The following is a 26,417-nucleotide window of genomic DNA, read 5'->3' on the forward strand; positions in this document are numbered from 1 at the left end:
GGGCCCACACCGGGGCCTGCGGCCTCACCGCCCCAGCCGAGCCGCCAGCTCGAGCCGTGCGGCCACGGCCAGGCTGTCCGCGCGGTTGTTCTCCACGTCGTCCGAGTGGCCGCGCACCCAGTGCCAGGACACCTCGTGGACGCGGACCGCCTCCAGCAGCTCGCGCCACAGGTCCGCGTTCGACACGGCCTTCTTGTCCGACGTGCGCCAGCCGTTGCTCTGCCACTTGTCCAGCCACTTCGCCTCGAAGGCGTTGCAGACGTACTTCGAGTCGGTGAACACCTGGACGCGGCACGGCATCTTCAGGGCCTTCAGCGCCACCAACGCCGCGGTCAGCTCCATCCGGTTGTTGGTGGAGTCCGCCTCCGAGCCCTGGAGCTCCTTGCGGTACGCCTTGCGGTCGGGGGCGATGAGGATGGCGCCCCAGCCGCCCAGGCCGGGGTTCGGCGAGCAGGCGCCATCGCAGTAGATGTGAACGAGGGGGAGCGACATCGGGCGCGCATCCTACGACCGAACCGCCCCCCGGCCATCAAGGCGTGGAGGGCACCGCGACGCTTTCCTTCCCCGCCACCAGCACCTCGCGCCGCAACAACAGCCGCGCGTCGCTCTTGGGCAGGATGCGCACCTGGAAGCGGCGCTGGCCCAGGTCCTCGGCCGTGAAGACGCCCCGGTCGCTCACCAGCAGCAGCGCGGTGGGCACCACGTCCCGGGCCGAGTGGTTGCCGTAGTAGTGCACCACCACGTGGTACGGCCCCGGCGCCGCCTTCTTCGCGTGGTACAGCTCCGGCCCCAGGCCATCCGTGATGTCCCAGTACAGCCGGCCCCCCAGCCGCGTCTCCTTGTGCTGGTAGAAGCACTTCTCCCCGTCTGGCTCGAAGACCCACAGGTCGATGTCCGTGTTGTCCGAGTTCCAGTGCGTGGTGAGCTGATAGTCGATGGGCTGCGGCTTCCCGAGCGTCGCCCACCCGTCCGGCCCCGGCAGCTCCTCGCGGCGCGAGTACAGCACGCCCGCCACCTCCTTGAGCTGGGATTGCCGCTCCAGGCCCGCAAGCATCCGCGCGTAGTGGACGGCGGCCACGACCCGGACCTCGCTCCCATGCCGCTTCCAGGGACGCGCCAGCACGATCTCGTAGTTCCGCGCCGCCTCCGAGTAGCGCCCGGAGGCATCCAGCGCCAGGGCCTCCTCCAGGTAGGCCTGTGGCTCGAAGGGGCGGCGCAGGCGCACGTGTTCGAAGAGCTCCGCCGCCGCCGGATACTGCCCCAGGGCCAGCAGGCCGTACCCCACCAGCCGCAGGGCCTCCGCGTCCTGCGGGCGCAGCTCCACCGGCGACGACAGGGCCCGCACCGCGCCCCAGGTGTCTCCAGCGAACGCGCGCCTGCGGGCGACCGCCTCGTAGATCATCACGTCGTCCCGGTTCTCCCGCCGAGCCTTGCGGTAGAGCAGCTCCGCCTGAAGCCGCTCCTCTCCCCCCGCGTAGGGCTCGTCCCGCAGCGGCTGGCGGCGCAGGAGCGCGGGGAGCTTCGCCTCCTTCAGCCGGGCCACGACCGCGCGGCCGGAGGCCGGCACGTCGTCCAGCGCGATGCCCAGGAGCTTGTCCCGGCGCTGGTCCTCCTCCTGGCGCCGCAGCGACTCCAGGTTCGACAGGTCCACCTGCTCGTCGCGGACCGCGTAGCGCGTGTAGTCGCCCTCGGACTCCAGCACGAGCATGGACGCGCGGGAGTTGGCCAGCCGGTAGTGCTGGCTGAGCGCCACCACCATCCGGTCCAGCCGCTCGTCATCCAGGGACACCAGCCGCGACACGAACAGCTCCGCCCACGCTCGGGGCGCGAACGCGCTGTTCTCATCGAGCGGCAGCGGGATGCGCAGCGTGCGCTCGGGGCCGGTGCCCGCCTGGGTCACGACCTCCAACTGCGCCGCGCCCTTCCCCGTCAGCCGCCCCGCCACCTGCAGCTCCTGACCGGGGAAGACGAGACGCGGCCTGCCCGCCACCACCAGGTCCTTCACGTCCGCGCCCACCACGGACACCTTCGCCAACACCACCGACGCCGCGCGGTGCGCCTTCGCCGCCGCGTCCACGTCCGCGGCGGACAGGACGCTCACCCCGCGCCCGCCACTGGAGCGCGCCAGCGCATCGAAGAGCTCCGTGTTCACCGCCGCCTCGCCGAACCGGTACGTCACCCAACGCAGCGACTCCACGCACGGGTGCCGGGACAGGAGCGCGTCCACGCTGCTCTGGCCCCAGGTGATGTTGCCGTCGGAGAGCAGGAACGCCGTCACGCGCTCGCCGGGGGCCGCGGGCTTGAGCCACTCGCGCCCGGCCCGGTCGAGCTCCTCCAACGCGCCATCCACGTGCGACGCGCCCTCCAGGAAGATGCGCTCCAGCTCCGCGAAGCTCTCCTGCCGGTGCCGGGCATCGTTCACGCGGAAGCCCGGTCCGTGCAGCCACCGGGGGCGCACATCGAAGAGGAGCACCGCGTACTCCTTCAAGGTCGGGTCCTTCTCCAGCAGCGCGCGCAGCGTGGCCGCCTGGATGGCCCAGGCGTTGCCGTCCTCGGAGGACAGCGAGGTGTCCACCACCAGCACCGCGCGGCCCGTGGGCGCCCCCTCCTCGCCGGAGGTGAGCCTCGCGGGCAGCCGCACCCGAGCGTGGAAGGCGTGGCCCGGCAGCCCCGCGTCATCCGTGCCCACCAGCACGTCCGCGTCCTCGTGGCGCGGCTTCAGGGCCACGGCCAGCGCTCCGTCACCCGTGAGCTTCGGGAAGTCGTAGACCTGCCAGTCGCCCACCCTGCGCGCCTTCGCGCCCGGCTCCGGCTGCACCGTGACCTCCGGCGCCTGCCGGGGATCCACGTGGACGCGCGCGGTGATGCGCACCTCCTGGCCCGCGCCCGGCGGCAGCGGCCACGTGTAGCGCAGCCGCTCGCCGTCGGAGAGGAGCGTCTGCTCATACGCGATGACGACGCGCTTGAGGGACTTCGGCGGCAGGGGGAAGACACGCGCGCTGAAGGAGGATGCGCCCGACCACTCCAGCAGCGCGGGGTCCACCTTGCGGCGCACCACGTCCTCGTACACCTCCCGGGCGCGCTTCTGCTCGACGACGCGGGCTTCCTGGATGTCCCCCCAGGAGCGCTTCGCTCCTCGGGGCGCGGGCGGCGCGGAGGCGGCGAGCCGCTCCGACTCCGTCGAGTCGTCTCCCAGCGGGGGCAGCAGGTCCGACGACTGGAAGAGCGACGGCGCATCCACCGTCACCGCTCCGGAGTACAGCGCAAAGCCAGCCACCGTCGCGCCTCCGGGGAGCGGGTAGTAGAACGTGCCTTCGAGGCTGCGGCCCGTGTCGTTCTCGAAGAGGTGGTCCACCACCGTCCGGGCTCGCGAGCCCTGGATGTACGTGACGACGCGGATGGCGCGGGCCTTGAGGGGCTGATAGCGGCCGTCGTCGCTCATCACCAGCACCTTGGCGGCGCGCGGCGCGGACTCCACGCGAGGAAGCACTGGCTTCGCGGCGTCCGACTTCTCGGCCTCCTTCTTCGCGGGCGCCGCTCCCCCTCCACCAGCCCCGACCCCACGCACACCACCGCTACCGCCCTTGATGATCTGGATGACCGATTGGCGTCGCTGCTCGAGGACGGGGGCCGAGGGAGGCGGAGCGGCCCCAGCCGAGGACGCGCCTCGTGGCCCCTCGGCGAAGGCCTCTGCTCGCGGAGGGGAGGCGGGCGCGGGTTCGGGCGGCTCGGCGACCGCGTCCTCCTCCATGTCCATGTCGCGTGGCGCCAGGGCCTCCGATTCACCCAATCCCGGTGCCTCGTCGGCGTGGCCTCGCGCCCGAGGTGCGGCGCTTGTCGGCGCGGGACCCAGGCGATGGCGCAGAGCGTCCGAACCCTGGCCATGGTGGCCCGACAGCGCCGCGAGCTGCTGCTCGGAGAGCACCTGCGGATCCGCCACGGAGTCACGCAGCGCCGCGAGGTCCACTTCACCGGTATCGGGCTGTCCCGCGGCGGTGGCTGGCGCCACCAGTCCGGCCTGCGCGAAGGCCGTGGGCACTTCACTTGGAGCCGCGGGCGGGGAGGCGTTGGGGTCGGAGTCCCGCTTGCAGCCCGCGGCGAGGAACCCCAATAACAGCAGGAAGGTGGAGGCGCGGACGAGTCGCATGCCCCGGGACGCTAGCCCATCTGCTCCGCGCCAGCGTATGGGGGGCCAGGACAGGACCCGGTGGATGACGCAGCCGCGATGCGGCATGACGGGTCGTGGCTGTCGAACCCAAGCCTCGGTTCAGCGAACGGGGCCGCCCGCGCGGATGCGCTGGACTGGCATCACGGCAGCGGTCAGTCGCGCCCTGTCAGCCAATCCTGGACGCCCTGAATGAAGGGAGGGAGGAACGCGAGACGCCGCGCACCAGTCGACAAGCAGGTGGCGCGCATCTTCCCTACTTGCGCCACCTGCATCCATCAGACAGGGCCCGGGCCCCACGGGCAGACTGTCTACTGCAGGTCGCAGCCAGGGATGCAGTAGTTCACGTTGATGAGCGTGCGCGAGGCAGGCAGGTTCGACTGACAGCCGGCGTACTGCGTGGCGGGAGTGGCCTGGATGCGCGAGGCGCCGCACTTCACGACACAGGCGCGGATGTCCTCGAACCAGTAGACGAGGTCGTTGTTCGGGCAGTTGGGCGGGATGCCGATGCCCTGCTCCGTGCTCGCCATCGCGTCGCGCTCCGGCACGTCGACCGCGGACTCGGCCCCACCACCGCAGGCCACCAGGGACAGGCTGCACATCGCGAACAGGGAAACGACGATACGCTTTGCGTGCATGGCAACTCCTTCAAGACCGAGGGAGAGGAGAATCATGTCCTATCTGGGGCTCCCCGCGAAGCGCTCCTCTGACGCGCGGGCCTTGACACCTCGGACGCCACCGCCATGCACTATCAAGGGGTGAGCGGGCAGCCACGCTTCGCGCCCCACCGCTGACCCGCTCAAGAGTCTCGATTCAGGTCGTCGCGGTCGGCGGCAATGGCAGATGCGGCGCAGCAGCAGATGCTGAAGCCGTCGGCGCACTGGGGCTGTGCCCGGGGCCGCTTTCAACGAGGCGTTGACGCGTCAGGGAGGAGATGTGCCTGCCCAGAATTCAATCGCCTTGGACTGGCACGTCCAGGCTCACTTCGAGCAGGACCGTGAAGACGGGACTGCCCCAACCCTTCGAGAGCCATCCCGAAAGCGTGGAATGGGCTACGCGGGTATCCGCCTCCCGTCATCGGGCCTGGGTGTGGCGAAGGCACCGCCATACTCCGGGAGTTCGAACGCATTGGCTGCATGGGTGACAAGCCTCTCGAACACGCGCTCGAGGGGCTTCGCGGTGAGCATCCGGTAGAACTGGTTGCGCAGGAACAGCCCAGGCCGCGTGCGGGGTGCGAAGAAACCGCCCACGCGCTTCGCGCCGTCCTGTGCGGGAGTCGCATAGGGCCGCATCCGGGCCTCGAAGCGCGCGAAGGCAGCGGAGTGCGCGTCCGGGCTCGCGCTGAGCTCTCCCGCGAGCACATACGCCCCCACTACCGCGAGGGGCGTGCCCTGCCCCCCGAGCGTGCCACCCCACGCCGCGTCTCCGAGCAGCACCACGCGTCCTTGCCAGTACCGTTCAAGCCGCACGGAGCCGACGTCATCGAAGTAGACGTCCTCCGCTTCGAGCAGCCCGTCCACGAGCTGCCGCGTCTTCCACCCCGCGCCCGCGAAAGCCGCTGAGACCGCTTCGCGCGCCGCGGTCGGAGAACGTTCGCGTGGCCCGAGGGGTGCACCCGTGAAGACAAACAGCGCGCGGGACTGCTCCGCGTCACGCGCGCTGGTGACGCTCACTCCACGCCCCGGCTCGCTGTAGATGACGCCGCGCTGCCTCAGCCCCAGCACGTTTGGCAGGGTGCAGCCAGCGACGCGGTAGCCGTGGTGCATCAGACAGTCATGGGCCCCGCCGAAGAGCAGCGAGCGCACGTTCGAGCGAAGCCCATCCGCGCCCACCACCAGGTCGAAGCGCTGCGGGGTGTGCTGTTCGAACGCGACCTCAACGCCGCCAGGGGTCTCGTGCAGCGAGGTCGGGGCGTCCCCGAAGCGATACTCCACGGTCTCTCGCGTCCGCTCGAAGAGCAGCTGACAGAGGTCCCCGCGCTGGAGCTCGACGTCGCCGCTCATCATCAGCGGGGGCAGCTCCACCCGTGTCCGGCCCTTGGCGTCGATGAGGGCCTGCGTCCCCAGCCGCGTCCGCCGGTCGTGGATCGCCTCCCACAACCCCATGCGCTCGAGCACGCTCCGGTGCACGGGACCGCGGAAGTCCACGGCCTGCCCACCGGTGCGCAGCGAGTGAGCGCGTTCGACGACGGTGACCCGCCAGCCCTGCCCCGCGAGCCACCCGGCGAGTGAGGGGCCCGCGATTCCTGCTCCAACGATGAGGACGTGAGGTCGTGCCATGATGCGTACGCTGTACGCACGCACCCTCCGCCGCAATGTGCCCCGCGACGATGTTGCCCGGTGTTCTAGCTCAAGCGAACGCGTGCGCCAGGGCGTGCGGATGCGCCGCGCCCTGTACTAGTACAAGCCTCATGGGAACGGCCCCCTACCAGCGCATCGTCGAGGACGTGAAGAAGCAGGTCCGCACCGGCGCGCTCCAGCCCGGCGACCGGTTGCCGTCCACCCGGGAGCTCGCCCGGCAGTGGAAGGTCGCGCTCGCGACGGCGGCGCATGCCATGAGGGTGCTCGCGCAGGAGGGCGTGGTGAAGGCCCTGCCGCGTGTGGGCACCGTTGTCGCTGGGGGCGCCTCCCGGACCGGTGCGGCGCGCGGCACGGCGGAGTCCACGCGCGAGCGCATCGTGCGCGCGGCGATCACCATGGCGGATGACGAAGGCCTGCCAGCGCTTTCCATTCGTGGAGTCGCATCGAAGCTGGGCCTGCCGGTGATGTCGCTCTACCGGTACGTCGCGAGCAAGGAGGTGCTGCTCGTGATGATGGCGGAGGCGGCGTTCGCGGAGGAGCCGCTGCCACGGGAGCCTCCGCAGGGCTGGCGCGCGCAGCTGGAGCTGGCGGCGCGGCTGGAGTGGCGGGTCTTCAAGCGGCACCCCTGGCTCGCGCGCGTGGTGAACCTCACGCGGCCCCAGCCGCAGCCGGGTGCGCTCGCCTTCGCGGACTGGGTGATGCGCGCGCTCCTGGAGACGCGGCTCCCGGCGCAGGACATGATGAGCGTCCACGTGCTGCTCCACGCGTTCGTGCAGGGCATCGCGGTCAACCTCGAGTCCGAAGCCGACGCGGTCGCGCAGACGGGCATGAACGACGAGGAGTTCATGCGGCAGACCGAGTCCGTCTTCCTCCGCTTCGCGACGTCAGGGCGCTTCCCGCACTTCGCGAAGGTGCTCTCCGACCTGCGCACGGGCTTCGACCTGGACTTCGACGCACTGTTCGAATCGGGCCTGCGCGTCTGGCTCGACGGACTCGAAGTCCGGCTCGCGAAGCGGTGATGATCCGGCCACCGCCCCACTTCTACTGTGACGCGGGCAGTTCGCCGTGACGTCGCAGGGCGGAGGCCAGGACGCGGAAGGGCCCGGGTGCCGAGCCGCCCGTCGCCGGAGCTGCCCGGGCGCAGTCCCCTCTTCGCATGGTGGTGGGAAGGACTCTGAGCATCCCTCGCGGCTCGACACCCGAGGACGTTGGGGTCATCTCACCCCCGCACCGCCGCCTTGACTTCAGGACCTGCGAGCCCGTTTGATTACAAATAATTATCAACTGGAATCAGGAACCGTCATGCCCGATGTCGAAACCGCGCTGGAGATGCTGGAGTACTGCCGTTTCGCATACAAGGCATACGCCCAGACCTGCACCTACCCGCTGGACCCATTCTACGAGGCGCACGGGGCCGGAAAGTGGCAGGGCGCGCGAGACCGCGTGATGGCCCATGTGCACAAGCTCATGGACAGCGACGAGGACGTCCGCAAGTTCGACCCCATTGAATACAATCTCACCCAGCTCCCCAATCCCTCGCACGGCATCGTGTATCGCGGTGGCTCCGCGGAAGAGCCCTACATCCTCTTCCAGCCACGCGAACTCGACCGCTCCATCTCCTATGTGCAGGGCGTGGCCCTGGATGGAAGCGACATCTGGGGCTTCGACATCCACGGCGCGATCGGCTCGAAGCGGTGCTGCTACTTCCAGGGCAAGACGGGCATGACCCAGACGCACCCGGAGGCGGGCTGGCCCAGTTGGATGGGAGCGGCGATCTATGACCCGGACAAGCAGCGGATGGTCATCACCTTCCGGGGGAGCCGGAGCGGAAAAGGGGGCCGCGCCCTGTCACAAGCCCTGGTCAAGAGCGCGGGGAGCCCGGACTGGGTCACGGACATGAACCACCTGAAGGCCGTCCAGGTCCCGCGGTTCAGCCGGGCGAGCCTCGCGTGCGGGTTCTGGTATGCCTATGAGAGCTGCCGGGAGTCGCTGGAAGGCGCCTTCCTGGAGGCACTGCACCACCGGGGACTCAAGGAGATCATCTTCACGGGGCACAGCCTGGGCGGTGCGCTCGCGCAATGCGCATACATCGACATGATGGGAGGGGAGCTGCTCAGCCGGAGCGCGGCGATGCAGCGGCTCAAGAAGACGGTGCCCATCTCCTGCTATGCCATCTCGGCCCCGCCCATCGTCCTGGGCCGTGAGTCTGCGGCGAAGGTCTCCGTGCACGTGGGGGCGATGAATATCTTCCACTACTTCTCGCCCAAGGACGCCGTGCACCACAGCGCGAAGGTGGATTTCTCCGGGGTGACGGCGGTGAACTCGGTCGTGGGCTTTTCGACGCATCCGCTCACGACGGCGGTCCACCTGGGCACGGAGTTTCCCCTGGAGGGGTGCACGGCCGCCTTCCCCGACTCGCACGAACCCGAGGAGGTGCGACGGGGGCTCGTCGCGGCCATCGCGAGCTTTCGGCGCATGGGCCTGGGCGCGGACCCGGGGTTCTGGCCCACCTTCGAGTTCAACCCTTGCGGCGCGTGGGGCGCGTCCGTCCGGCACGGGTGGGCCACGGGTACGCTCGCGGAGAACCTGAAGATGGCGCTCGTGAGCAGCGTCTCGGACGGGGGGACCCAGGCCCGGGCGGAGCTCTGGTCGGAGGTCATCAAGGGGATGGAGAGCGGTGGGTACCGCCGCCTGGATGACACGAACGGCGCCGCGTTCGACTCCTTTGGCGATGCGGTGCGCCTGGTCGGCGAGCTCAGCAATCCCTTCACGGACAACCGGGCGCAGAACGCGCTGGAGTTGAAGAAGCTCCGGACCGCGCTGCTCAAGTCCTATGAGGGGGCCTCGAGCCACAAGGCCACCTCGAGCGTCTACTTCGTGATGCTCCAGTACCTGACCGCGATGCAGTACGGACTCGACATCGTCTGAGTCAGCGGCCCTGGAAGTGGGGCGGCCGGCGCTCGGCGAAGGCGGAGAAGGCCTCCGTCAGGTCATGGGACTGGAGGAACGCCGAGTTCCACACCGCCACGTAACGAAGCCCATCCGCGATGGACTTGTCCGCGCAGTACTCCATCACCTGCTTGGCGCCCTGGATGACGAGCGGCGGATTGTCGGCGATGCGCCGCGCCGTCGCCCGTGTCTCCGTGAGCAGGGCCTCGGGCGTGGGGAAGACCTCATTGACCAGGCCGATGCGCAGCGCGCGAGCGGCGTCCACGTCGCCGCCGGTGTAGGCCAGCTCTCGGGTGTTCCCCTCGCCGATGATGCGCGGAAGCCGCTGGAGCGCGCCCAGGTCCGCGACGATGCCGACCTTCACCTCGCGCAGGGAGAACTTCGCGTCCTGCGAGCAGTATCGGAAGTCACACGCGGCGATGAGGTCCATGCCCCCGCCAATGCACCAGCCATGCACCGCGGCGATGACGGGCTTCTTGCACCTCGCCACCCCTTCGGTGGCCTGCTGCATCTCCCCAATCAGCTTGAGCAGCCGGCTGCGCTCCAGGGCCAGGTTGCTCTCGGCGGTGAGCAGCGGCCCCAGGGACTCCATCATCCCCATCAGGTCCAGGCCATAGGTGAAGTGGCTGCCCTCGCCGCGCACCAACACGACGCGCACCTCGTCGTCGGCGTCCAGCGCGCGAAGCGCCTCGGGCATCTCCCGCCAGAAGTCGGGGCCCATGGCGTTGCCCTTGCCGGGACCGGTGAGCACCAGCTCGGCGATGCCGTCGCCCTTCTCGATGCGCAATGACTTGTACGAAGTGCTCATCCGTTTCCTCCCAGGAAGGTTCGCCGGAGGCACTTGAGCAGATGCAGCGCGGCTTCGTCCACGAACGTGCCGGATGCCGAAGCGCCGCGCCCTACTCCCACTCCTTCGCGACGTCCCTCGGGGTCGGTGGGGGTGGGGGCGGCGGGAAGTAGCGCGCCCGGTGGTGATCCCAGTCCGACCAGGTCACCTTCTGCCCGAACTCGGCCACCCTGCCCCGCACGTCATCGACGGAGGACTGACGCTCACGTCCGTCGGTGAAGGCCTGATCGACGCGACCCTCCTTGAACGTGGCGCGGAAGATGAGCGTCTTCTCGCTACACCTCGTCCCCGTATAGATGGGCTTGAAGCGAACGCCATCCACACGGACCAGGTGATACTCCAGCTTGTTGTATTTCTGGTTGGGCTCCAGTCGGCCCATGCTGCACCGGGCGACCACCTCGGAAACCTCGTGCAGGAACACCCGGGAGTTGGCCGCCGCCTCCCGAATCAGCCCGGGCGCGTCCCTTGGATTCATGTCCGCCAGCGCGTTGTCGATGCTCTCGTTGAGCAGCCGCGCGAGTGTCGGGCTGGGGATGTTGCCGGGCACTTCGGGCGGCGCCAGCCAGGGCGTCAGGATGAAGTAGCCACCGGGAAGCATGACCGCCAGGGAGAAGCCCACCACCAGCGCCACGTTGGTCCGCTTCGCCCGCTCTTGCTCTTGCGTCATCGCTTCGGTCCCCAGGGCGGGGAGGTCCCACGCTCCCCCGCGTTCGAGCTGACGCCGGGACTATCATGAAACGAGCCGTTGAAGGTTCCTTCAACGGCAGCATCACGCCCGACGGGTGCTGGGACGCCTACGGGTACACGCCCAACCGTGAGTCGCAGGAGGCTCGCCGATTCCTTTTCGAGCAGGGCGCGGAGTGAGCATGGTCTCCGAGATGAAGGTGAAGGCGTTCCCAAGCCGATGCTTCCACTCGCATGGAAAGAGAGTTCTGCGCCCGCCGTTGCGAAGAAGCCGCAGAGACGGCGAAAGAAGTGGAACGAGGTGAGCGCACGGAACGCCCGGCTCCGCTCGCCCGTGGTGGACGAGTGATGCACAGCGCACACCCGCCAGCTTAGACTGCCAACCTCAGCTTGAGGAGCCGCACGTGGCCTGGCCAGACGCTGCCTACCTCGAGAAGCTTGTCGGCTACCTCCGCAGGCTTGCCGCGTCGAGCCCGGGAGATGCGGAAGCGGCCCGTCATCTCCGCTTCGCTGAGTAACTTGCTCGCCTGCGTCGCGAGCATTCCCTCGATACGAACGCGCTGCGCAGCCTTGTCCAGCAGATGGAAGACGCTCGAAGCGCTGGTGACCCTTGGGGCTCGGGAATGCAGGAGGTGTACGTCGCCGCGAAGGCGTTGGCGAGAACGGCGACCTGACTGGTCATCGAGACCTTGCCGGTAGAGAGGGGGAGGAAGTCCGCGTGCGCGGTCGAGAAGCCGCCGCCGGATGCAGCGCAAGAGTTCGCCGTGCCCGGGCGCACCGCGGGCGTGGCTCTCCTTCGTGGCTACCACCAGGGCCTCGCGGTGGGCATGAAGACCGTGGGTCCCGGTCCGGGCTGGTGCTCCCAGGGAGAAGTAGCGGCGAGGATAGTAGTCCAAGACATCTTGGGCGGAGACTCGCGGTGCGGCATCGTCGCGCGTCGGCAGGCCATGGAGACGCTCGCAGAGGAGATGGTGGCGTGGGGGTGCTGTGCGTTGTCGGTGTCATCAATGCCGTCGCCGTGCACGTCGAGGGAAGGCTGGTGGGCTACCTCTCCCGGGAGGACGCGCTGCTCTTCAAGGGGCTCCTGGACGACATGGCTCCGTGCGGGGAGGTGGCCACATGCGCCGCTCTCATCGTTGGCGGATGGGACCGTGGGTCCCAGGGCACGGGAAGCTTCGGCGTGCAGTTGAACCTCGTTCACCCGGACAAGGCGCCTCCCGAAGCCTCCATCATCTCCAAGGCCATCACGGACCTGTGGGCGGCGAAGGGGCCGGCGTGGCGACGCACCGTGCTCCGGAATGCCCTCGCCACGCTCCGGACGAACGAAGCGAAGATGCAGATGCTCAACGAGGCGTCCAGCGTCGAGGTGGTGCCCGTCCTCGAGGCAGTGTCTTCCCTCAAGATGAAAACCGCGAAGAAGCGCCGCCTGGAGGATGCCCTGGCCGCGCTCAAGGCGGATGAGGTGCCAGACGAACTCCAACAGGAGCAGGTGGCGAGCACGAACGCCACGGAGCTTCATCTTGCCGGACCCAGAAATGCCCCACTGCGTCTTGTCGCCACACGCGGCGGCGTGCCCCGGCAGGCCCCGGGGTGCCGCCCCTGAGACCTTCCCTCGGATGAAGCCGGGCGTTTCTTGAAAACCAGGGGACGGTGGAGGAGCTCGACGAAGCGCTCTTCACAGACGCCGAGCCCCGCCTGCGACAAGCCCCTCCGCCCCTCTGGCTCAGGCTCTGGGCACCTTCATGAAGTCGATGAAGGCACGCAGCGCCGCGGGCATGTGCCGCCTGCCCGGGAAATAGAGGCTGAACCCCGCAACCGGTTTGCACCAGTTCTTCAGCACGCGAACCAGCGCTCCACTCTTGAGATGTGGCGTGACCAGAGGCTCGGCCAGATAGGCCAGCCCGATGCCCTGCAGCGCGGCCGAAAGCAGCATGTCGGTGTCGTTCACCGTCAGCACGCTCTCGACGGCGACGTCGATCGGGCCTTCGCTGCCCTCGAACCGCCAGGGATGCGCCGCGCCCGATGCCAGCCAGCGATAGGTGAGGCAGGGGAAGCCGGTCAGGTCGGCCGGGCGGCGCGGCACCGGTCGCTCCGCGAGGCATGCGGCCGTGCCGACGACCGCCATCCGTGTCGGCGGTGTGAGCGGCACGGCGGTCATGTCCCGGTCCACGAACGCACCCGAGCGGATGCCCGCATCAAAGCCCTTGGCGATGACATCGGTGATGGCATCGTCGATCGCAAGGTCCAGCCTCACCTCCGGATAGGCGGCCCGAAACGCCGCCAGCCGGGGCATCACCACCAGTTGTGCCGCCGCGCGCGGCAGGTTGATCCGCACGAGACCGCGCGGCTGCTGCTGAAACGCGGTGACGTCACGGACCGCCGCATCGACCTCCGCGACGGCTGGCCCCAGGCGCTCCAGCAACGCCTGCCCCGCCTCGGTCACCGAGACGCTGCGGGTGGTGCGGTGAAGAAGCCGCGCGCCGATCCGCTCCTCGAGCGCGCGCATGCCGTGGCTGAGCGCGGAGGGTGACATGCCAAGGCGCCGCGCCGCCTTTCGGAAACTGCGCTCCTGCGCGATCGCCATGAAGGCCATGAGCTCCGCATAGTCGCTTCCACGCATATTGATGACTCCTGCTCACCACCCCATGCCGATGACAGGCAATTGTCACACCCATCCGTCCGGGCGATATCTGACGTCCAACCGTTCGGCAATGACTTCGCCCAGCCGAAGTCAAAACCAGGGGACGCCGATGAACGATAGAACCCAGACGCGCGACGCGAACATGAGTACCTCGAACCCGGTCCTGTCGATCCGGGCGCTGCGGCTCCCTGCCCCCTCGCGGGGTGAAGACCTGCAGTTGCGTGTCTCCGCGCCCGCGACCGGGGAGAACCTTCCCGTCGTGCTCTTCTCGCATGGCCATGGCGCATCGATGGATGCCTATGCACCGCTCGCCGACCATTGGGCGGCTCATGGCTTTGTCGTCATCCAGCCGACCCACCTCGACGCGCGGCGGCTGGCTCTTTCGCCCGAGGATCCGCGCAGGCCCTTCATCTGGCGCATCCGCGTCGAGGACATGACGCGCATCCTCGATCATCTGCCCTCGCTGACCAGGGCGCGGCCCTGGCTGGATGGCCGGGTCTCTCATGAGCGGGTGGCCGCGGCTGGCCATTCCTTCGGCGGTCAGACGGTCAGCATGCTGCTCGGAGGGCGGATGCAGGGGCACGGCGCCGGCGAGGACATGCGTGATCCACGCGTGAAGGCGGGGGTGCTGCTGGCCTCGGGCGGGCGCGGGGGCGCGGACCTCAGCGACTTCGCGCGGCAATACACGCCCTGGCTCGACATGGCCTTCGAGCAGTTGGTGACACCCACGCTGGTCGTAGCAGGCGATGCCGACCAATCCCCCCTGACCGTCCGCGGCCCGGACTGGTTCGAGGATCCCTTCAGGCTCAGCCCGGGCGGGCGGGCGCTCCTGACGCTGCACGGGGGCGAACACATGCTGGGCGGCATCTCGGGGCATGAGGTTTCCGAGACGACCGATGAGAGGCCCGCCCGCGTCGCGCTGATCCAATGGGCCACCACCGCCTTCCTCCGCGGCGCCCTTGTTCCCGCCGCCGGCGACTGGGAGACGCTGGTGGCGACGCTTGCAGGCGAGGCGAACGCCGAAGGGCACCTGACGTCCCGCCAAGCAGAGGGCTGAAGCTCCACCGCGAGTCCCGTTAAGCACGAGGGCCGCGCCTACGCGCTCCGAAGTCGTCGGCGATACGCGCCGGGCGTCTCGCCAAAGTGCCGCTTGAACACCTTGGAGAATGCGCTCTCCGTTTCGTACCCGACGCTGGCGGCAATGGCGCTGATGTTGGACGTCTCGACCGCGAGCAGCTCCGCGGCGCGGTGCATGCGCCAGCGCGTGAGGTACGCGAGCGGCGTGAGCCCGAGCAACTCGGTGAAGCGCGCCGCGAAGGCCGCGCGCGACATCGACGCGGTGCGCGCGAGCTTCTCGACCGTCCACGGCTCCGCGGGCGCCTCGTGCATGCACCGAAAGGCGGCGCCAAGCCGAGCATCGCCGATCGCGCGGAGCCACCCAACCTGACATGGGTTGTTGTTCACGTGGGAGCGCAGCGCATGGACGAAGAGCACGTCAGCGATGCGGCTCGCGACCAACTCGTATCCGGGCTCCTCCGTGTGCATCTCGAATGCCATGAGATGCAGCGTCGACTCGAGCCATCGCACGACGTCGCCCATGTCACCCGGGACGTGAATCACCTCCGGGAGGTGCGCGACGAGCGGGTTGAGCGCCGTCGTGTCGAACTCGAAGCCACCCGAGATGATCGTCACCGGAGCGCCGCCGCCCCCGTACTGGATGACGCCGCCGCAGCGCCCTCCTCGTTGCGCGTAGACCGCGTTGACGCTCGCCGCACGCGAGCGAGCGTGGTCTTTCAGGGTGTGAGCGAGCCCCTTCTGGAGGAAGACGAGATCGCCTGCGCCAAGCTGGATCTTCTTCCCACGGACCTCGAGGACCGCCGCGCCACGCGCCACGGCATAGAACGAAAGGCGCCGCGTACCGTCCACGCGGAGCCCCCACGGCGCGGACAGCTCAAGGCGACCATAGATGGCGGTCCGGCTCATCCCTTCGCGGAGCACTTCGGTCAGGACATCCACAGGCAGCCCTCGCGCAAGACGATTGGACAAAAACCATGGACGAAAGCACGGTACACGTCCAGCGCGGAGCAAGTATCTCTCTCGCATGGCAGACAAGCTCAAGATCGGGCTCATCCTCAGCACCACACGCGAAGGGCGGCTGGGAGAAGACATCGGGCGCTGGGCCCTGGAGCTTGCCCGGAGACGCAACGACGCCACATTCGAGCTCGTCGACCTGCGCGACCACCCGCTCCCGTTCTTCGAGGCGAAGGTTGCTCCGGCCCGCTCGCCCATCGACACGCCCGCCGCGAAGCGATGGAGCGAGACCATTTCCGCCTTCGACGGCTACGTCTTCGTGACGGCGGAGTACAACCACAGCATCACGGGCGTGCTGAAGAACGCGCTCGACTACCTGTACCCCGAGCTCCGGCGCAAGCCAGCCACGTTCATCGGCTACGGGGCAGTGGGCGGCGTCCGTGCGGTGGAGCACCTGCGGAACATCCTCGCCGAGCTCCAGGTCGCGACGCTCCGGTTCACCGTGCACATTGGAAAGAGCGAGCTCCTCGGCCTCGTCCGCGAAGGGAAGACGCTCGCGGACTCCCCCGACACCGCCGCCGCGCTGACACCTGCGCTCGATGAGTTGGTCTGGTGGGCCGAGACCCTCAAGGCCGGGAGGGCGCGCGCACCATGAATCGCCTCGAAGCGCTCTGCGTGCGAGAGGTCATCGAGCGGTTCCACGACGCCGTGAACCACCGTGACTTCGCGGTCATCGAGGCCCTCTTCGCCTCCGAGGGTGTCTGGGAGGTCGCGCCCCCCTTCGAGCACCGCATCGAGGGGGCTACGAACATCGCCGCCGGCGTGGCCGAGAGCGTCGGGAAGCTCGAGTTCCTCGTCCAGACGTGCTCGCCAATCGTCGTCGACCTCACGGACGCGACACACGCCAGCGCGCGGACATCCATGCAGGAGTTGGGTCGCTTCAAGGGCGGAGGCTCGATGCGCGTCGCGGGGACGTACTTCGACACGCTCCGCAAGGACGGCGGGGTGTGGCGCTTCACGCACCGCGTCTTCCGCCCGCGCTACGCCGATGCCCCACCGCTGACAGGACAGTTCTTCGACACCTGGGAGTCTCCATGAGTACGAACAAGCCAATCGGCGTAGGCATCATTGGCGCGAGCCCCGGATACACATGGGCGACGCTCGCCCACCTACCGGCGCTCGCGACGCTGCCGGCGTTTCGCGTGGTCGCCGTGAGCACCACCCGCACGGAGAGCGCGAACGAGACCGCGAAGAAGTTCTGCGTTCCGCGCGCGTTCGGTCGCCCCGAACCGCTCATCGAAGACCCCGAGGTCGAGCTCGTCGTCGTGTCGGTGCGCGCCCCCTCCCATGCGCCGCTCGTCCGGGCAGCGCTCGCGGCCAGGAAGCATGTCTTCTGCGAGTGGCCCGTCGGCGCCACCTCGGCGGACACGGGTGAGTTCGCCGTGCTCGCCCGAGAGGCCGGCGTCCGCACCGTCGCGGGGCTTCAGCGCCGCCTCGCGCCAGGCGTTCGCCACGTCAAGAAGCTCATCGACGAGGGATACCTTGGCCAGCTCCGCTCGGTGAACGTGATTGGCTCCGTGCCACTGCTCGGCGCGCGGCGCCCCGCTTCGTGGGCCTACACCGCGGACCTCCAGAACGGCGCCAACGCGCTCCACACGATGACCGCCCACTTCCTCGACACCGCGCTCTCCGTCGTAGGAGAGCCCGCAAGCTTCCAGGCGCTCGTCGCGCGCCAGTTCTCGGAGGCCACCCTCGAGGAGACGGGCGAGAAGATTCCCGTCACGGCTCCTGATCAGATCGAGGTCGCGGGGACGCTGCGCTCGGGCGCCGTGTTCTCCGTGCGCATCGAGTCTGGCAAGCGCAACGGCGCCAACATCGCGTGGACGTTCACCGGCACTGAGGGAGATCTCGCGCTCGGCCCTGACCTCGCGCTCGTGGGCGCGCGCGGCGACGGCCAGCCGCTCACGCCCATCGAGGTGCCGGCCGATCCAGCGTGGCCCGCGCGCGGCGAGCTGTCCGACGACGCCTTCCAGACCGCGCACCTCTACGCCGGCTTCGCCGCCGAGAGCCCGCTCGTGCCCACCTTCGATGACGCTGCGCGCTTTCGCCGCATGCTCGAGGCCTTCGTCGAATCGTCGACGACGGGCCGCCGGATCGAGTGGCCGGAGCGCTGAGCCCAACTCCACGAAGCCGCGTCACGCCCGCGCCCCCTCAACGCAATGACTTCGCCAGCGTCAGTCCGAGTTGAGGCAGCGGGAGGGCATGACGCGGCTGGCGCGCAGCTCGGGCACCCAGCACGCCAGTCGTGAACAGACGGACAACACCCCCGCGGCTTCCACGCCGTACAGGAGGCTGGCCATCAGCCGGGTGCGGCCAACCGCCGCCACCACTCCCGCACCCACGCCCCAGAGCGTCAGCCGGAGGCCCTGGCCGAGCACCAGGGAGCGGAGCTGCCGTGGATGCGCGCCCAGTTCCCCCAAGCAGGTGAGGAGGAGGCGAGAGCGGGAAAGGAGGCAGCGGCCAGAACGGAGCGGATGAAGCAGAGAACGCCGCGAGTGGACGGGGCCGAGTTGCCGAGGGGGACGTTCGACTTCGACGTGTTCGCCTGCGTGAAGTGTGGAGGCCGCAGGAGGGTGCGGGCATACCTGACGGCCCCCGGTGGGGGGCGCGCCATTCTGGAGCACCTGGCATTGCCCTCGAGGCCTGCGAAGTTGGCCCCGGCACAAGGTCCACCCCAGTGCGCGTGGTGTTCCCCCAAGCCCCCACAGTGCCCCGGAAGCCCACGCCCCTGCCGCCTGCCGTCTGGCTCGACCGCTTGGGCCGGCCTGTGCCCCGAGCCGCGGCACTGCCTCTGCTCCGGCCCCGAGCACAGCCCGCGGGGCACCCTCCTGCGGCCCTTCCTGGCCCCTCTTCACCAGCCCGCCGCCCTTAACAGGGCTCCTCTCCGTCCTATACTTTCGCCTTGCTGCCTCCGTCTGGCATTGGAGTCGCAGCCAGAGGATGAGCGGTCGATGAGGCGCAGAAGCGGCTGGCTCCTGCGAAGCGGGGCTTTCTGGCAGAGTGTGTGCTTTCGCCAGGGGCCCGCCATGCAGAGCAGTGCCATCACCGAAGTGTTCCTGCCGATTGCGTTGGGCGTCATCATGCTCGGCCTCGGGCTGAGCCTCACCCTCGCGGACTTCCGCCGCGTTGCTTTGTATCCGCGCGCGGCGCTGGTGGGCCTGGGCTGTCAGACGCTGCTCATGCCTGGGGTCTGTTACGCCATCGCGACCGGCTTCGGGCTACCACCCCAGCTCGCCGTGGGGTTGATGCTGCTCTCCGCCACGCCGGGCGGCGCGACCGCGAACCTCTTCAGTCACCTGGCCAAGGGCGATGTCGCGCTGAACGTCAGCCTGACGGCGGTCAACAGCGTGCTGTCGCTGCTCACGCTGCCGCTCATCGTGAACTTCTCCCTGGCGCACTTCATGGGGGAGGAGCGCGCCATTCCGTTGCAGTTCGCGAAGATCGTCCAGGTGTTCGGCATCGTCCTGGTGCCCATCTCGCTGGGAATGTTCGTGCGCGCGAAGCGGCCGGCGCTCGCGGATGGCCTGGACCGGCCGGTGCGCATCATCTCGGCGCTGTTCCTGGTGCTCGTGGTGCTCGCGGCGACGCTCAAGGAGCGGGACCAGTTGGTCACGTACTTCCAGAGCGTGGGGCTCGCGGCGCTGGCCTTCAACCTGGCCAGCATGGCGGTGGGCTTCGTGGTGCCCAGCCTGCTGCGCGTCGAGCGCAAGCAGGCGGTGGCGATCGCGATGGAGGTGGGCATCCACAACGGCACGCTCGCCATCGCCATCGCGTCCAGCCCCCGGTTGCTCAATGACGGCGTGATGGCCATTCCCGCGGCCATCTACAGCGTCATCATGTTCTTCACCGCCGGAGTCTTCGGCGCCGTGGTCGCCCGGAGGCAGGCCCCAAGCGCGACCGCGGAGGACCTCCAACCGCGCAGGGCTCCGTGAAGCAGGTGGGCCGGCGCGGGAGCCCCCGGGGGCCTCGGGGGGCTCGATCCGCCACGGCCGCGGATATGCGCTTCACGGATGCGCGGAGGGCGCGGGGCCGGCGACACGCTCCAGGGGCACGGGGTGCGCGTGCGCGGCGACAGGCTCCATGGGCGCGGGCTGCATGAGGCCTGCGCCCAGGAGCGCCCCCTCCATCGAGCCGTGCATCCGCCCTTCGAGCAGGTGCTTCGCGATCGGCTCGAGCGCGGCCTCCAGATGGGGCGGCACCTTTACCAGGGCCAGGTGCGCGCTGCGCACGGCGAGGAACTCCGCCAGGTACTGGAGCGTCGCCACACCGGCGGCGTCCACGAGCGACACCCGCGACAGGTCGACGACCACGAGCTTCGCCCAGGGCGGGCCGTCCACGAGGTCGTAGAGCTTCAGGTGGTTGATGAACAGGATGGGCCCGTCCACGCGCGCGACCATGAGGTCCAGCGCTTCGGGGGTGTTGGGCGTTTCGGGGGCCTGCGTGTGCAGGTTGCGCTGCAGCTGCGACGCATCCGTCACCCGCTGCACCTCCAGCCGCAGGGCGCCATGGCGCCGCACGTAGAGGATGCTCGCCAGCGCGAGCCCGGCCCCGATCCCGGCGAACACGTTGAACACCGCGATACCCAGCGCGGTGACGAGCACCACGCTCAACGTCGACTTGGATTGATTCCACATGGCGACAAGGCCCTCCAGATTGAGCAGGCGCACCCCCACCACCAGCAGGATGGCGGTGAGTGCGGCAATGGGGATTCGCGCCACCAGGGACGCGAGCAGCGCCATGGCCACGAAGAGCCACAGTGCGTGCAGGACGGAAGCAGCGCGGGTGCGCGCACCCGCTTGAATGGAAGCGCTGGCGCGCACGATGGCGCCCATCACCGGGAAGCCACCCACGAGTCCGGCGGTCATGTTGGCCAGGCCTTGCGCCATCAGGTCCTGGTCCAGGTCACTCTGGGTGCGCGCCCCCGTGAGCGTGTCCAGCGAGCTGGTCGCGAGCAGCGAGCCCAGCGACGCGAGCAACGCGAGGCCGAACGCCGCCGGCAGGAGCGACGCGAGGTGCACGCCCTCGAAGGACGGCAGCGTCGGCATGGGCAGCGACCGCGGCAGGGCGCCCACCGCGTCGTAGCCCACCCCGAGCGTGACCATGAGCACGGTGCCGAGCGTCAGCCCCACGAGGACCGCGGGGATGCGCTTGTGGAGCCGGGGCAGCCCCACCATGGCCAGCGCCGTGAGGGCTCCGGCCGCGACCCCGAGCCACCCCACGTGGTCGCCCCAGGTGCGCCGCAGCACGAGCGCCACGGCGTTCGCATGCGTGTCCTCCACCGCGAACAGCCGCGGCAGCTGCGTGTTGAGCAGCAGAAGCCCGATGCCCACCGTGAAGCCCATCACCACTGGCCGGGGAATGAGCCGCGCGAACCGGCCGGCGCGCACGAGCCCCAACGCCACCTGCATGGCGCCCGCGAGCACCGTGGCGATGGCGAGGCCCGCGGCCCCATGCGCCGCCACGATGGCCGCGGCCATGGGCAGCAGCGCCGCCTCCGGGCCGGTGACCTGGAAGCGGCTGCCACTGAGCAGCCCGCCCACGACGCCGGCCACCACGCCGGAGACGAGCCCCACGCTCGCGGGCAGTCCCGCCGCGGTGGCGAGCGCGACATTGAGGGGAAGGGCCACGCACGCCACGCTCAGGCCGGCGGCCGCGTCGGCTGGCAGGCTGCTGGGCTGCACCATCTCGCGCCAGCTTTGGAGGAGCTCGCCCGCACGGCGGGTCGAGAAGGGTCGCTTGGAGAGAGCGGTCGTCGAACGCATGGACGACACGCCTTTCAGGTGTCGTGCCAGGGGCCGTGTCAGAGGGAGGCGTGCCCCCGCTGTCGGTCCACACCAGCAGCGCCCTGTCGGCTCCGACCAACACTGTTGGGACCGACAGACGGCCGTGCGAAGGGACGGGCCGTGCGCACGGGCGCGGGTTAGATTGCGCGCCATGTTGGTGCTTCGACTGCGTGCCCGGCTCCTGTTGTCCTACGCCGTGGTCACCGCGCTGCTGTTGGCCGCGTTCTCACAGATGGCCGTGGGCCTCATGCACACCCACGAGGTGGTGGCGAGCGTGGGCCAAGAGGAGCTCGCGTCCTTCGAGCGGGAGCAGCGGGTGTACGTCGCGGCCTGGGCGCTCGAACTGGCGGTGCGGCGCGGCGTGGTGGCCTGCGAGCAGCACGACAGCAGCGCGGCCTCCGTGCACCGCGCTGTCGCCAGCGCGCGCCAGGATCTCCAGACCGCGCTCGGCGCCGGCTCGGAGCGACTCGACGCGGGCTTCCGCGCGAGCGCCCAGGACTATGTGCAGTACGCCCTGCAACTGGAGCAGGCCGGCACCTGTGAGTCGATGCTGTCGTTCCCCCTCCGTGAGCGGCGGCTGCACCTGGATGAGGTCCTCACCACGGTGTGGTCCGAGCGCACGCGGGACATGCGCCTGGCCATCCAGGCGAAGGAGGACCACGCGCGCGCCATCGGCTCGGCGTCGCTGCGTTCCGGCGGACTCTTCGGCCTCCTGGGCATCCTCGCCGCGGGAGCGCTCGCCCTGTCGCAGGCGCGCGCGGTGTCGAACTCGGTGGCGCTGCTCTCCACGCATGCGCGCCGCATCGGCCAGGGGGACTTCAGCCCGCTGCCCCCCCTGCGAGGCCCCGAGGAGCTGCGCGCGCTCTCGTTGGACCTGGACCGCATGCGTGGGCGCCTGGCGGAGCTGGATCAGCTCAAGAGCGCGTTCGTGGCTTCGGTGTCCCACGACCTGCGCACGCCGCTGGCCCGGGTGCGCGAGGCCCTCTCGCTCCTGGGCGATGGCAGCACGGGCCCCCTGACGCCGCAGCAGGCCCGCGTGGTGAAGCTCGCCCAGGCCGCGTGCGAGCGGGAGATCCGCATGGTGACCTCCGTGTTGGACCTGTCGCGCGTGCAGTCCGGCCAGCCGCTGCAGCGCAACGCCGGGGCCTCGGTGGACCAGATCGTCCAGAACGTCCTCCGGGACCTTGCCTTCGAAGCGGATGAGCGCAAGGTCCAGCTGGTGTACGACCCCGCCTCGAAGCCCGTGCGTGCGCCCATCGACGACCCCCTGGTCGAGCGCGCCCTGTCCAACCTGGTGAGCAACGCCATCGCGGTCTCCAGCGCGGGCAAGACGGTGCGCATCACGTGTGAGCTGGTGAGCCGCAAGCGCCATGGCGCCGCCAGCGCCGTTCCCGCGGTCCAGCTGTCCGTCGCGGACCAGGGCCCGGGCGTGCCCGCGCACGCGCGCGAGTGGATCTTCCGGCCCTTCGCGAGCCTCGAGGTCGGCGGGCGCCGCAGCACGGGGCTGGGCCTGACCATCGCGCGTGAGATGGTCGCCGCGCATGGCGGTGAGCTGTCGCTCGCGGACACTTCCGGGCCTGGCGCCACCTTCACCTTCTGGATTCCCCTTGAAGACTCCGCGTCCCCCGGAGGCCGCCTTGACGCCTGAGCCCCCCGTCCAGCAGCCCCATGTGCTCCTGGTGGACGATGACCTCCAGCTCGCGGAGCTGATGTCCATGCGGATGACTTCACGCGGCTACCGCGTGACCGTGGAAGGCGAGGGCAAGGCCGCCCTGCGCAGGCTCTCGCAGGAGCGCGTGGACGCGATGGTGCTCGACCTGCGTCTGGAGGACATGGATGGCATGGATGTGCTCCGGGCCGTGCGGCAGCGTGCGCCCGAGCTGTCCGTCATCATGCTCACCGCGCACGGCTCCATCGAAACCGCGGTGCAGGCCATGCAGGAGGGGGCCTACGGCTTCCTGACCAAGCCGTTTCACGACCACGAGCTCATGCAGAAGCTCACGCACGCGCTCGAGCGTTCGCTGCTGCGCCAGGAGGTGGCCGAGCTGCGGCGGCGCATGGGGGAGGAAGGCGAGCCCCTGCTGCTGGGCATCAGCGAGGCCATTTCGCGCGTGCGCGAGGTGATTGCCCGCATCGCCCCCACCGACGCCACGGTCCTGCTCACCGGCGAGAGTGGCACCGGCAAGGAGCTGGCGGCGCGGATGCTCCACGTGCTCTCGCGCCGCAACACGGGGCGCTTCGTCGCCGTCAACTGCGGCGCCCTTCCGCCAGAGCTGCTGGAGAGCGAGCTGTTCGGTCACGTGAAGGGCGCGTTCTCCGGGGCCGTGCGCGAGCGCGAAGGCCTGTTTGGCGCGGCCAACGGCGGCACGCTGTTCCTGGATGAAATCGGCGAGGCGTCCCCGTCCGTGCAGGTGAAGCTCCTGCGCGTGCTACAGGAGCAGCGGCTCACGCGCGTGGGCGCGGACGTGGAGGAGCCCGTGGACGTGCGGGTGGTCGCCGCCACCAACCGGGACCTCGCGGAAGAGGTGGCCGCGAAGCGCTTCCGCCAGGACCTCTACTTCCGGCTGCACGTGGTGCCCATCGAGCTGCCACCCCTGCGCGAGCGGCTCGAGGACATCCCCCTGCTCGCGCAACTCTTCCTGGAGCGCACGGCGAGCCGCTACGGCCTGCGTCCGCCGCGCCTGTCGCCCGCGACGGTGGAGCTGATGCAGCGCTATGGCTGGCCGGGCAACGTCCGGGAGCTCATCCACGAGATGGAGGCCGCGGTGCTCCTGGCCGGTGCGGACGAGCTCCAGCCGCGGCATGTGCCCCGCCTGGGGCAGGCGCTGGAGCGGCCCCCGGCCGGGAGCGCGCAGCTGCCGGTGGTTCCGGCCGGGACGGAGGACCTGCCCTCGCTGCGCGAAGCCCGCGATGCCTTCGAGCGCGCCTACCTGGCGGAGGCCATGCGCCGCTGCAATGGCAGTGTCAGTGCAGCGGCGCGAATGGCCGGGCGCAACCGGAGCGACTTCTACGACCTGCTCAAGCGGCACGGACTGTCCGCCGCTGACTTCAAGGGACCCTCCGAGGGCGGGCCCACGGGTTGAGCCCGCCCCTTCGCCGCGGTGGCTACGGCGTCCTCACGCAGACCCCGCGCTGGGGCTCCGTCTTCAGTTTGAACGACGTCTGGCCCGAGGACAGGTTGATGCCCAGGGCCGTGGTGGTCGGTGAGCTCCAGGTGCTGGAGCTCCAGAAGGAGTCCGCGGACCAGCGGGAGACGGGGCTCACACCGCACCAGTTCCTGCTGCGGACGCGGGTGCTCCACGCCCTGGCCCTGCTGCGCGACACGCGAAGGCCGGTGACGGAGATTGCGTTCGACGTGGGGTTCGGGGACCTGTCGAACTTCATCCACACGTTCCGCAGGGAGCTGGGCTGCTCCCCGCGGGCCTTCCGCGAGGCGACGCCCGCGGCCTGGGCCGCCGCGAGCCTCCAGACTCAGGGCGCGCAGTAGCGCACGGACTGGAGGCTGTAGCTTTCCGTCGGCATGTTGGTAGCGGTCATCAGGAGCGCCCCCATCCAGTGTCCGGGGAGCTCATGCATCAACACCCACTGCGAATAGCGGTGCAGGGCCATGTACTGGGGGCCCGGGCTCTGGTCCTTCGCGAGGCCGTTGGGCCCCCGAGTCCAGAACCGGCCCTCCCAGTTGAAGAACGTGTCGTCCGCCCCCTGGGGGGACACGCCGCGCACGGAGAGCCAAGCCATCTGGAGGCCCCTGGAGGTCATCGTGGCGCCGAACCACGGCACCTCGCCCTCCGTCGTGGACACGAGCGTTTCCGGAACACCCCCCTCGAGAACGGCCCGGACCTGCTTGAGCGGGGAAGGACGAACCGACGTCTCGCGATAGAGCAGCGACGGCTCGTCGCCCAGCAACATGGCCGTGGGCGAATACCCCACGTCGACCACCCGCGACTGGGTCGCGGCCGACAGGCTGCCGTCGTAGCGCATCAACTGGATGCGTGACGGCTGGTCGACGCCATGGTCTTCCAGCACCATCAACAGGAACCCTCCATCCTCGAGCCCCATCACGGTCGGAGTGGAGAGCCTGACCTGCTCCTCCTTCGTCAGGAACAGGATCCAGGGACCGCTCACCACGCCTCCGTCCAGGTCCACGACCCGCCCCAGCACCTCCTTGGCATTGCTCGTGGCGCTCCAGACCACCGCGAGCTGCTGCCCATCCCTGCTCGCGGCCACCCGCGCGGAGACCGTGACCTGGAAGTGTTGGAAGATGACGACGCCCCCCGCGGGGCCCACGGGGTTGCCCTGCTCATCCAGGTGAACGAGGCGACCTTGCGAGACGACGTCCGAGGTCACGTACCGCCCGACGTAGACCAGCGCCGGTCCACGCGCGGTCCGCACCAGGCTGACCGAGGTGATCGGAGCGGGGCCGGGCGCGACGGGCACCTGTATGACGGCCTGCAGCTTCAGGGACGCATCGAGACGGCGCACCTGGATCGTGTCCGAGCCCGCGACGGATGCCACCAGGAAGCCCCCAGACACGGGCAGGCTGTCCACGAGGCCTCCGTACGGCGGCGTTCCCAGGGAATCCACCTGCGCCCAGGTGGCCGGATCCGCCACCCCGTCACAATCGTTGTCCAGCCCGTCGCAACGCGTCTCCGTGGCCTCGTAGTCCGCGCCATAGGAGCGCGCGGTGCATACGGGCTCATAGGCGCCGTCCACCATGGCCCGTCTGGCTCCGGCACAGACGCCCTGGGTCTTCTCGCAGGGCAGGGCCTGCGCCACGCCACTGTCGGGCGTCCCGGCGTCGTCCGTGCTGCCCGCATCCGTCCCGGCATCCACCTGCGTGCCGGCATCCGGCCCGGGGCCCGACGGGCTCGTGTTGGAACCACAGCCCACGAGCAGCAGGGCCATCAACAACGACACGCTGCCCAACGACTTCACGACCCATTGCATGTTCACAGAC

The 26,417-nt window shown here is 69.6% G+C and carries 23 protein-coding genes; 12 read left to right on the plus strand and 11 right to left on the minus strand.

Features of this window, described 5'->3' with window-relative positions:
* Window positions 1–24: 24 nt before the first annotated feature.
* From rnhA to GTY96_RS25635, 4 genes are all read right to left on the minus strand, one after another.
* A complete protein-coding gene (gene rnhA / locus GTY96_RS25620; protein ID WP_143905530.1) occupies window positions 25–492 on the minus strand; it encodes a ribonuclease HI in 468 nt (155 codons plus the stop codon).
* A gap of 37 nt (window positions 493–529) precedes the next feature.
* Entirely contained in the window at window positions 530–4,147 is a 3,618-nt protein-coding gene (locus GTY96_RS25625) for a VIT domain-containing protein (RefSeq protein WP_161666089.1), read from the minus strand.
* A gap of 329 nt (window positions 4,148–4,476) precedes the next feature.
* Window positions 4,477–4,803, minus strand: a complete 327-nt coding sequence (locus GTY96_RS25630; protein WP_161666090.1) for a hypothetical protein — start codon at window positions 4,801–4,803, stop codon at window positions 4,477–4,479.
* Between the two features lie 414 nt (window positions 4,804–5,217).
* Window positions 5,218–6,444 carry an FAD-dependent monooxygenase gene (locus tag GTY96_RS25635; RefSeq protein WP_161666091.1) on the minus strand — a complete coding sequence of 409 codons (1,227 nt, stop codon included), beginning with the start codon at window positions 6,442–6,444 and terminating at the stop codon, window positions 5,218–5,220.
* 131 nt (window positions 6,445–6,575) lie between these two features.
* Here GTY96_RS25635 and GTY96_RS25640 point away from each other — a divergent pair, with 131 nt between their 5' ends.
* Both GTY96_RS25640 and GTY96_RS25645 read left to right on the plus strand, forming a co-directional pair.
* A complete protein-coding gene (locus GTY96_RS25640) occupies window positions 6,576–7,484 on the plus strand; it encodes a TetR/AcrR family transcriptional regulator C-terminal domain-containing protein (RefSeq protein ID WP_161666092.1) in 909 nt (302 codons plus the stop codon).
* Window positions 7,485–7,767: 283 nt separating this feature from the next.
* Window positions 7,768–9,393 (plus strand): lipase family protein, encoded by a 1,626-nt coding sequence (locus GTY96_RS25645; protein ID WP_161666093.1) that lies wholly within the window; start codon window positions 7,768–7,770, stop codon window positions 9,391–9,393.
* 1 nt (window position 9,394) lies between these two features.
* On the opposite strand, the gene GTY96_RS25650 is transcribed toward GTY96_RS25645, so the two are convergent.
* The gene (locus GTY96_RS25650; RefSeq protein ID WP_161666094.1) at window positions 9,395–10,222 is read right to left on the minus strand and encodes a crotonase/enoyl-CoA hydratase family protein; all 828 of its coding nucleotides are present in this window, start codon (window positions 10,220–10,222) and stop codon (window positions 9,395–9,397) included.
* Between the two features lie 91 nt (window positions 10,223–10,313).
* Window positions 10,314–10,928, minus strand: coding sequence for a hypothetical protein (locus tag GTY96_RS25655; RefSeq protein WP_235685851.1), 615 nt, complete (start codon window positions 10,926–10,928; stop codon window positions 10,314–10,316).
* Between the two features lie 65 nt (window positions 10,929–10,993).
* Here GTY96_RS25655 and GTY96_RS38370 point away from each other — a divergent pair, with 65 nt between their 5' ends.
* Both GTY96_RS38370 and GTY96_RS25660 read left to right on the plus strand, forming a co-directional pair.
* Window positions 10,994–11,125, plus strand: coding sequence for a hypothetical protein (locus GTY96_RS38370; RefSeq protein WP_268903976.1), 132 nt, complete (start codon window positions 10,994–10,996; stop codon window positions 11,123–11,125).
* 796 nt (window positions 11,126–11,921) lie between these two features.
* Window positions 11,922–12,548, plus strand: coding sequence for a hypothetical protein (locus GTY96_RS25660; RefSeq protein ID WP_161666095.1), 627 nt, complete (start codon window positions 11,922–11,924; stop codon window positions 12,546–12,548).
* A 120-nt stretch (window positions 12,549–12,668) separates the two neighbouring features.
* On the opposite strand, the gene GTY96_RS25665 is transcribed toward GTY96_RS25660, so the two are convergent.
* Window positions 12,669–13,565, minus strand: coding sequence for a LysR family transcriptional regulator (locus tag GTY96_RS25665; RefSeq protein ID WP_161666096.1), 897 nt, complete (start codon window positions 13,563–13,565; stop codon window positions 12,669–12,671).
* 130 nt (window positions 13,566–13,695) lie between these two features.
* On the opposite strand from GTY96_RS25665, the gene GTY96_RS25670 reads away from it, so the two are divergent.
* Window positions 13,696–14,643 carry an alpha/beta hydrolase family protein gene (locus GTY96_RS25670; RefSeq protein ID WP_161666097.1) on the plus strand — a complete coding sequence of 316 codons (948 nt, stop codon included), beginning with the start codon at window positions 13,696–13,698 and terminating at the stop codon, window positions 14,641–14,643.
* A gap of 38 nt (window positions 14,644–14,681) precedes the next feature.
* On the opposite strand, the gene GTY96_RS25675 is transcribed toward GTY96_RS25670, so the two are convergent.
* The gene (locus GTY96_RS25675) at window positions 14,682–15,602 is read right to left on the minus strand and encodes an AraC family transcriptional regulator (RefSeq protein ID WP_161666098.1); all 921 of its coding nucleotides are present in this window, start codon (window positions 15,600–15,602) and stop codon (window positions 14,682–14,684) included.
* A gap of 85 nt (window positions 15,603–15,687) precedes the next feature.
* Between GTY96_RS25675 and GTY96_RS25680 the strand changes: the two genes are divergently transcribed.
* The 3 genes from GTY96_RS25680 to GTY96_RS25690 are packed head-to-tail and all read left to right on the plus strand — an operon-like array spanning window position 15,688 to window position 17,791.
* On the plus strand, window positions 15,688–16,272 hold the full coding sequence (locus GTY96_RS25680) for an NADPH-dependent FMN reductase (protein ID WP_161666099.1): 585 nt from the start codon (window positions 15,688–15,690) through the stop codon (window positions 16,270–16,272).
* Window positions 16,269–16,715, plus strand: a complete 447-nt coding sequence (locus GTY96_RS25685; RefSeq protein WP_161666100.1) for a nuclear transport factor 2 family protein — start codon at window positions 16,269–16,271, stop codon at window positions 16,713–16,715. Before GTY96_RS25680 ends, GTY96_RS25685 begins: the two co-directional genes overlap by 4 nt.
* Window positions 16,712–17,791 carry a Gfo/Idh/MocA family protein gene (locus GTY96_RS25690; RefSeq protein WP_161666101.1) on the plus strand — a complete coding sequence of 360 codons (1,080 nt, stop codon included), beginning with the start codon at window positions 16,712–16,714 and terminating at the stop codon, window positions 17,789–17,791. The genes GTY96_RS25685 and GTY96_RS25690 overlap by 4 nt, the downstream gene beginning before the upstream one ends.
* Before the next feature lie 60 nt (window positions 17,792–17,851).
* Here GTY96_RS25690 and GTY96_RS25695 read toward each other — a convergent pair whose 3' ends face one another.
* Window positions 17,852–18,055 (minus strand): hypothetical protein, encoded by a 204-nt coding sequence (locus GTY96_RS25695; RefSeq protein WP_161666102.1) that lies wholly within the window; start codon window positions 18,053–18,055, stop codon window positions 17,852–17,854.
* A gap of 648 nt (window positions 18,056–18,703) precedes the next feature.
* Between GTY96_RS25695 and GTY96_RS25700 the strand changes: the two genes are divergently transcribed.
* Window positions 18,704–19,609 carry a bile acid:sodium symporter family protein gene (locus tag GTY96_RS25700; RefSeq protein WP_143905544.1) on the plus strand — a complete coding sequence of 302 codons (906 nt, stop codon included), beginning with the start codon at window positions 18,704–18,706 and terminating at the stop codon, window positions 19,607–19,609.
* Between the two features lie 72 nt (window positions 19,610–19,681).
* Here GTY96_RS25700 and GTY96_RS25705 read toward each other — a convergent pair whose 3' ends face one another.
* The gene (locus GTY96_RS25705; RefSeq protein ID WP_161666103.1) at window positions 19,682–21,439 is read right to left on the minus strand and encodes a SulP family inorganic anion transporter; all 1,758 of its coding nucleotides are present in this window, start codon (window positions 21,437–21,439) and stop codon (window positions 19,682–19,684) included.
* 172 nt (window positions 21,440–21,611) lie between these two features.
* On the opposite strand from GTY96_RS25705, the gene GTY96_RS25710 reads away from it, so the two are divergent.
* The 3 genes from GTY96_RS25710 to GTY96_RS25720 are packed head-to-tail and all read left to right on the plus strand — an operon-like array spanning window position 21,612 to window position 24,947.
* The gene (locus tag GTY96_RS25710; RefSeq protein WP_143905548.1) at window positions 21,612–23,108 is read left to right on the plus strand and encodes a HAMP domain-containing sensor histidine kinase; all 1,497 of its coding nucleotides are present in this window, start codon (window positions 21,612–21,614) and stop codon (window positions 23,106–23,108) included.
* Entirely contained in the window at window positions 23,098–24,543 is a 1,446-nt protein-coding gene (locus GTY96_RS25715) for a sigma-54-dependent transcriptional regulator (RefSeq protein WP_143905550.1), read from the plus strand. Before GTY96_RS25710 ends, GTY96_RS25715 begins: the two co-directional genes overlap by 11 nt.
* A complete protein-coding gene (locus GTY96_RS25720) occupies window positions 24,540–24,947 on the plus strand; it encodes a helix-turn-helix transcriptional regulator (protein ID WP_235685852.1) in 408 nt (135 codons plus the stop codon). The genes GTY96_RS25715 and GTY96_RS25720 overlap by 4 nt, the downstream gene beginning before the upstream one ends.
* Here the strand turns inward: GTY96_RS25720 and GTY96_RS25725 are convergent.
* Entirely contained in the window at window positions 24,932–26,407 is a 1,476-nt protein-coding gene (locus tag GTY96_RS25725; protein WP_161666104.1) for a putative metal-binding motif-containing protein, read from the minus strand. The genes GTY96_RS25720 and GTY96_RS25725 overlap by 16 nt on opposite strands.
* Window positions 26,408–26,417 lie beyond the last annotated feature (10 nt).

It is taken from the genome of Corallococcus silvisoli, assembly GCF_009909145.1.
GTDB classification, from domain to species: domain Bacteria; phylum Myxococcota; class Myxococcia; order Myxococcales; family Myxococcaceae; genus Corallococcus; species Corallococcus silvisoli.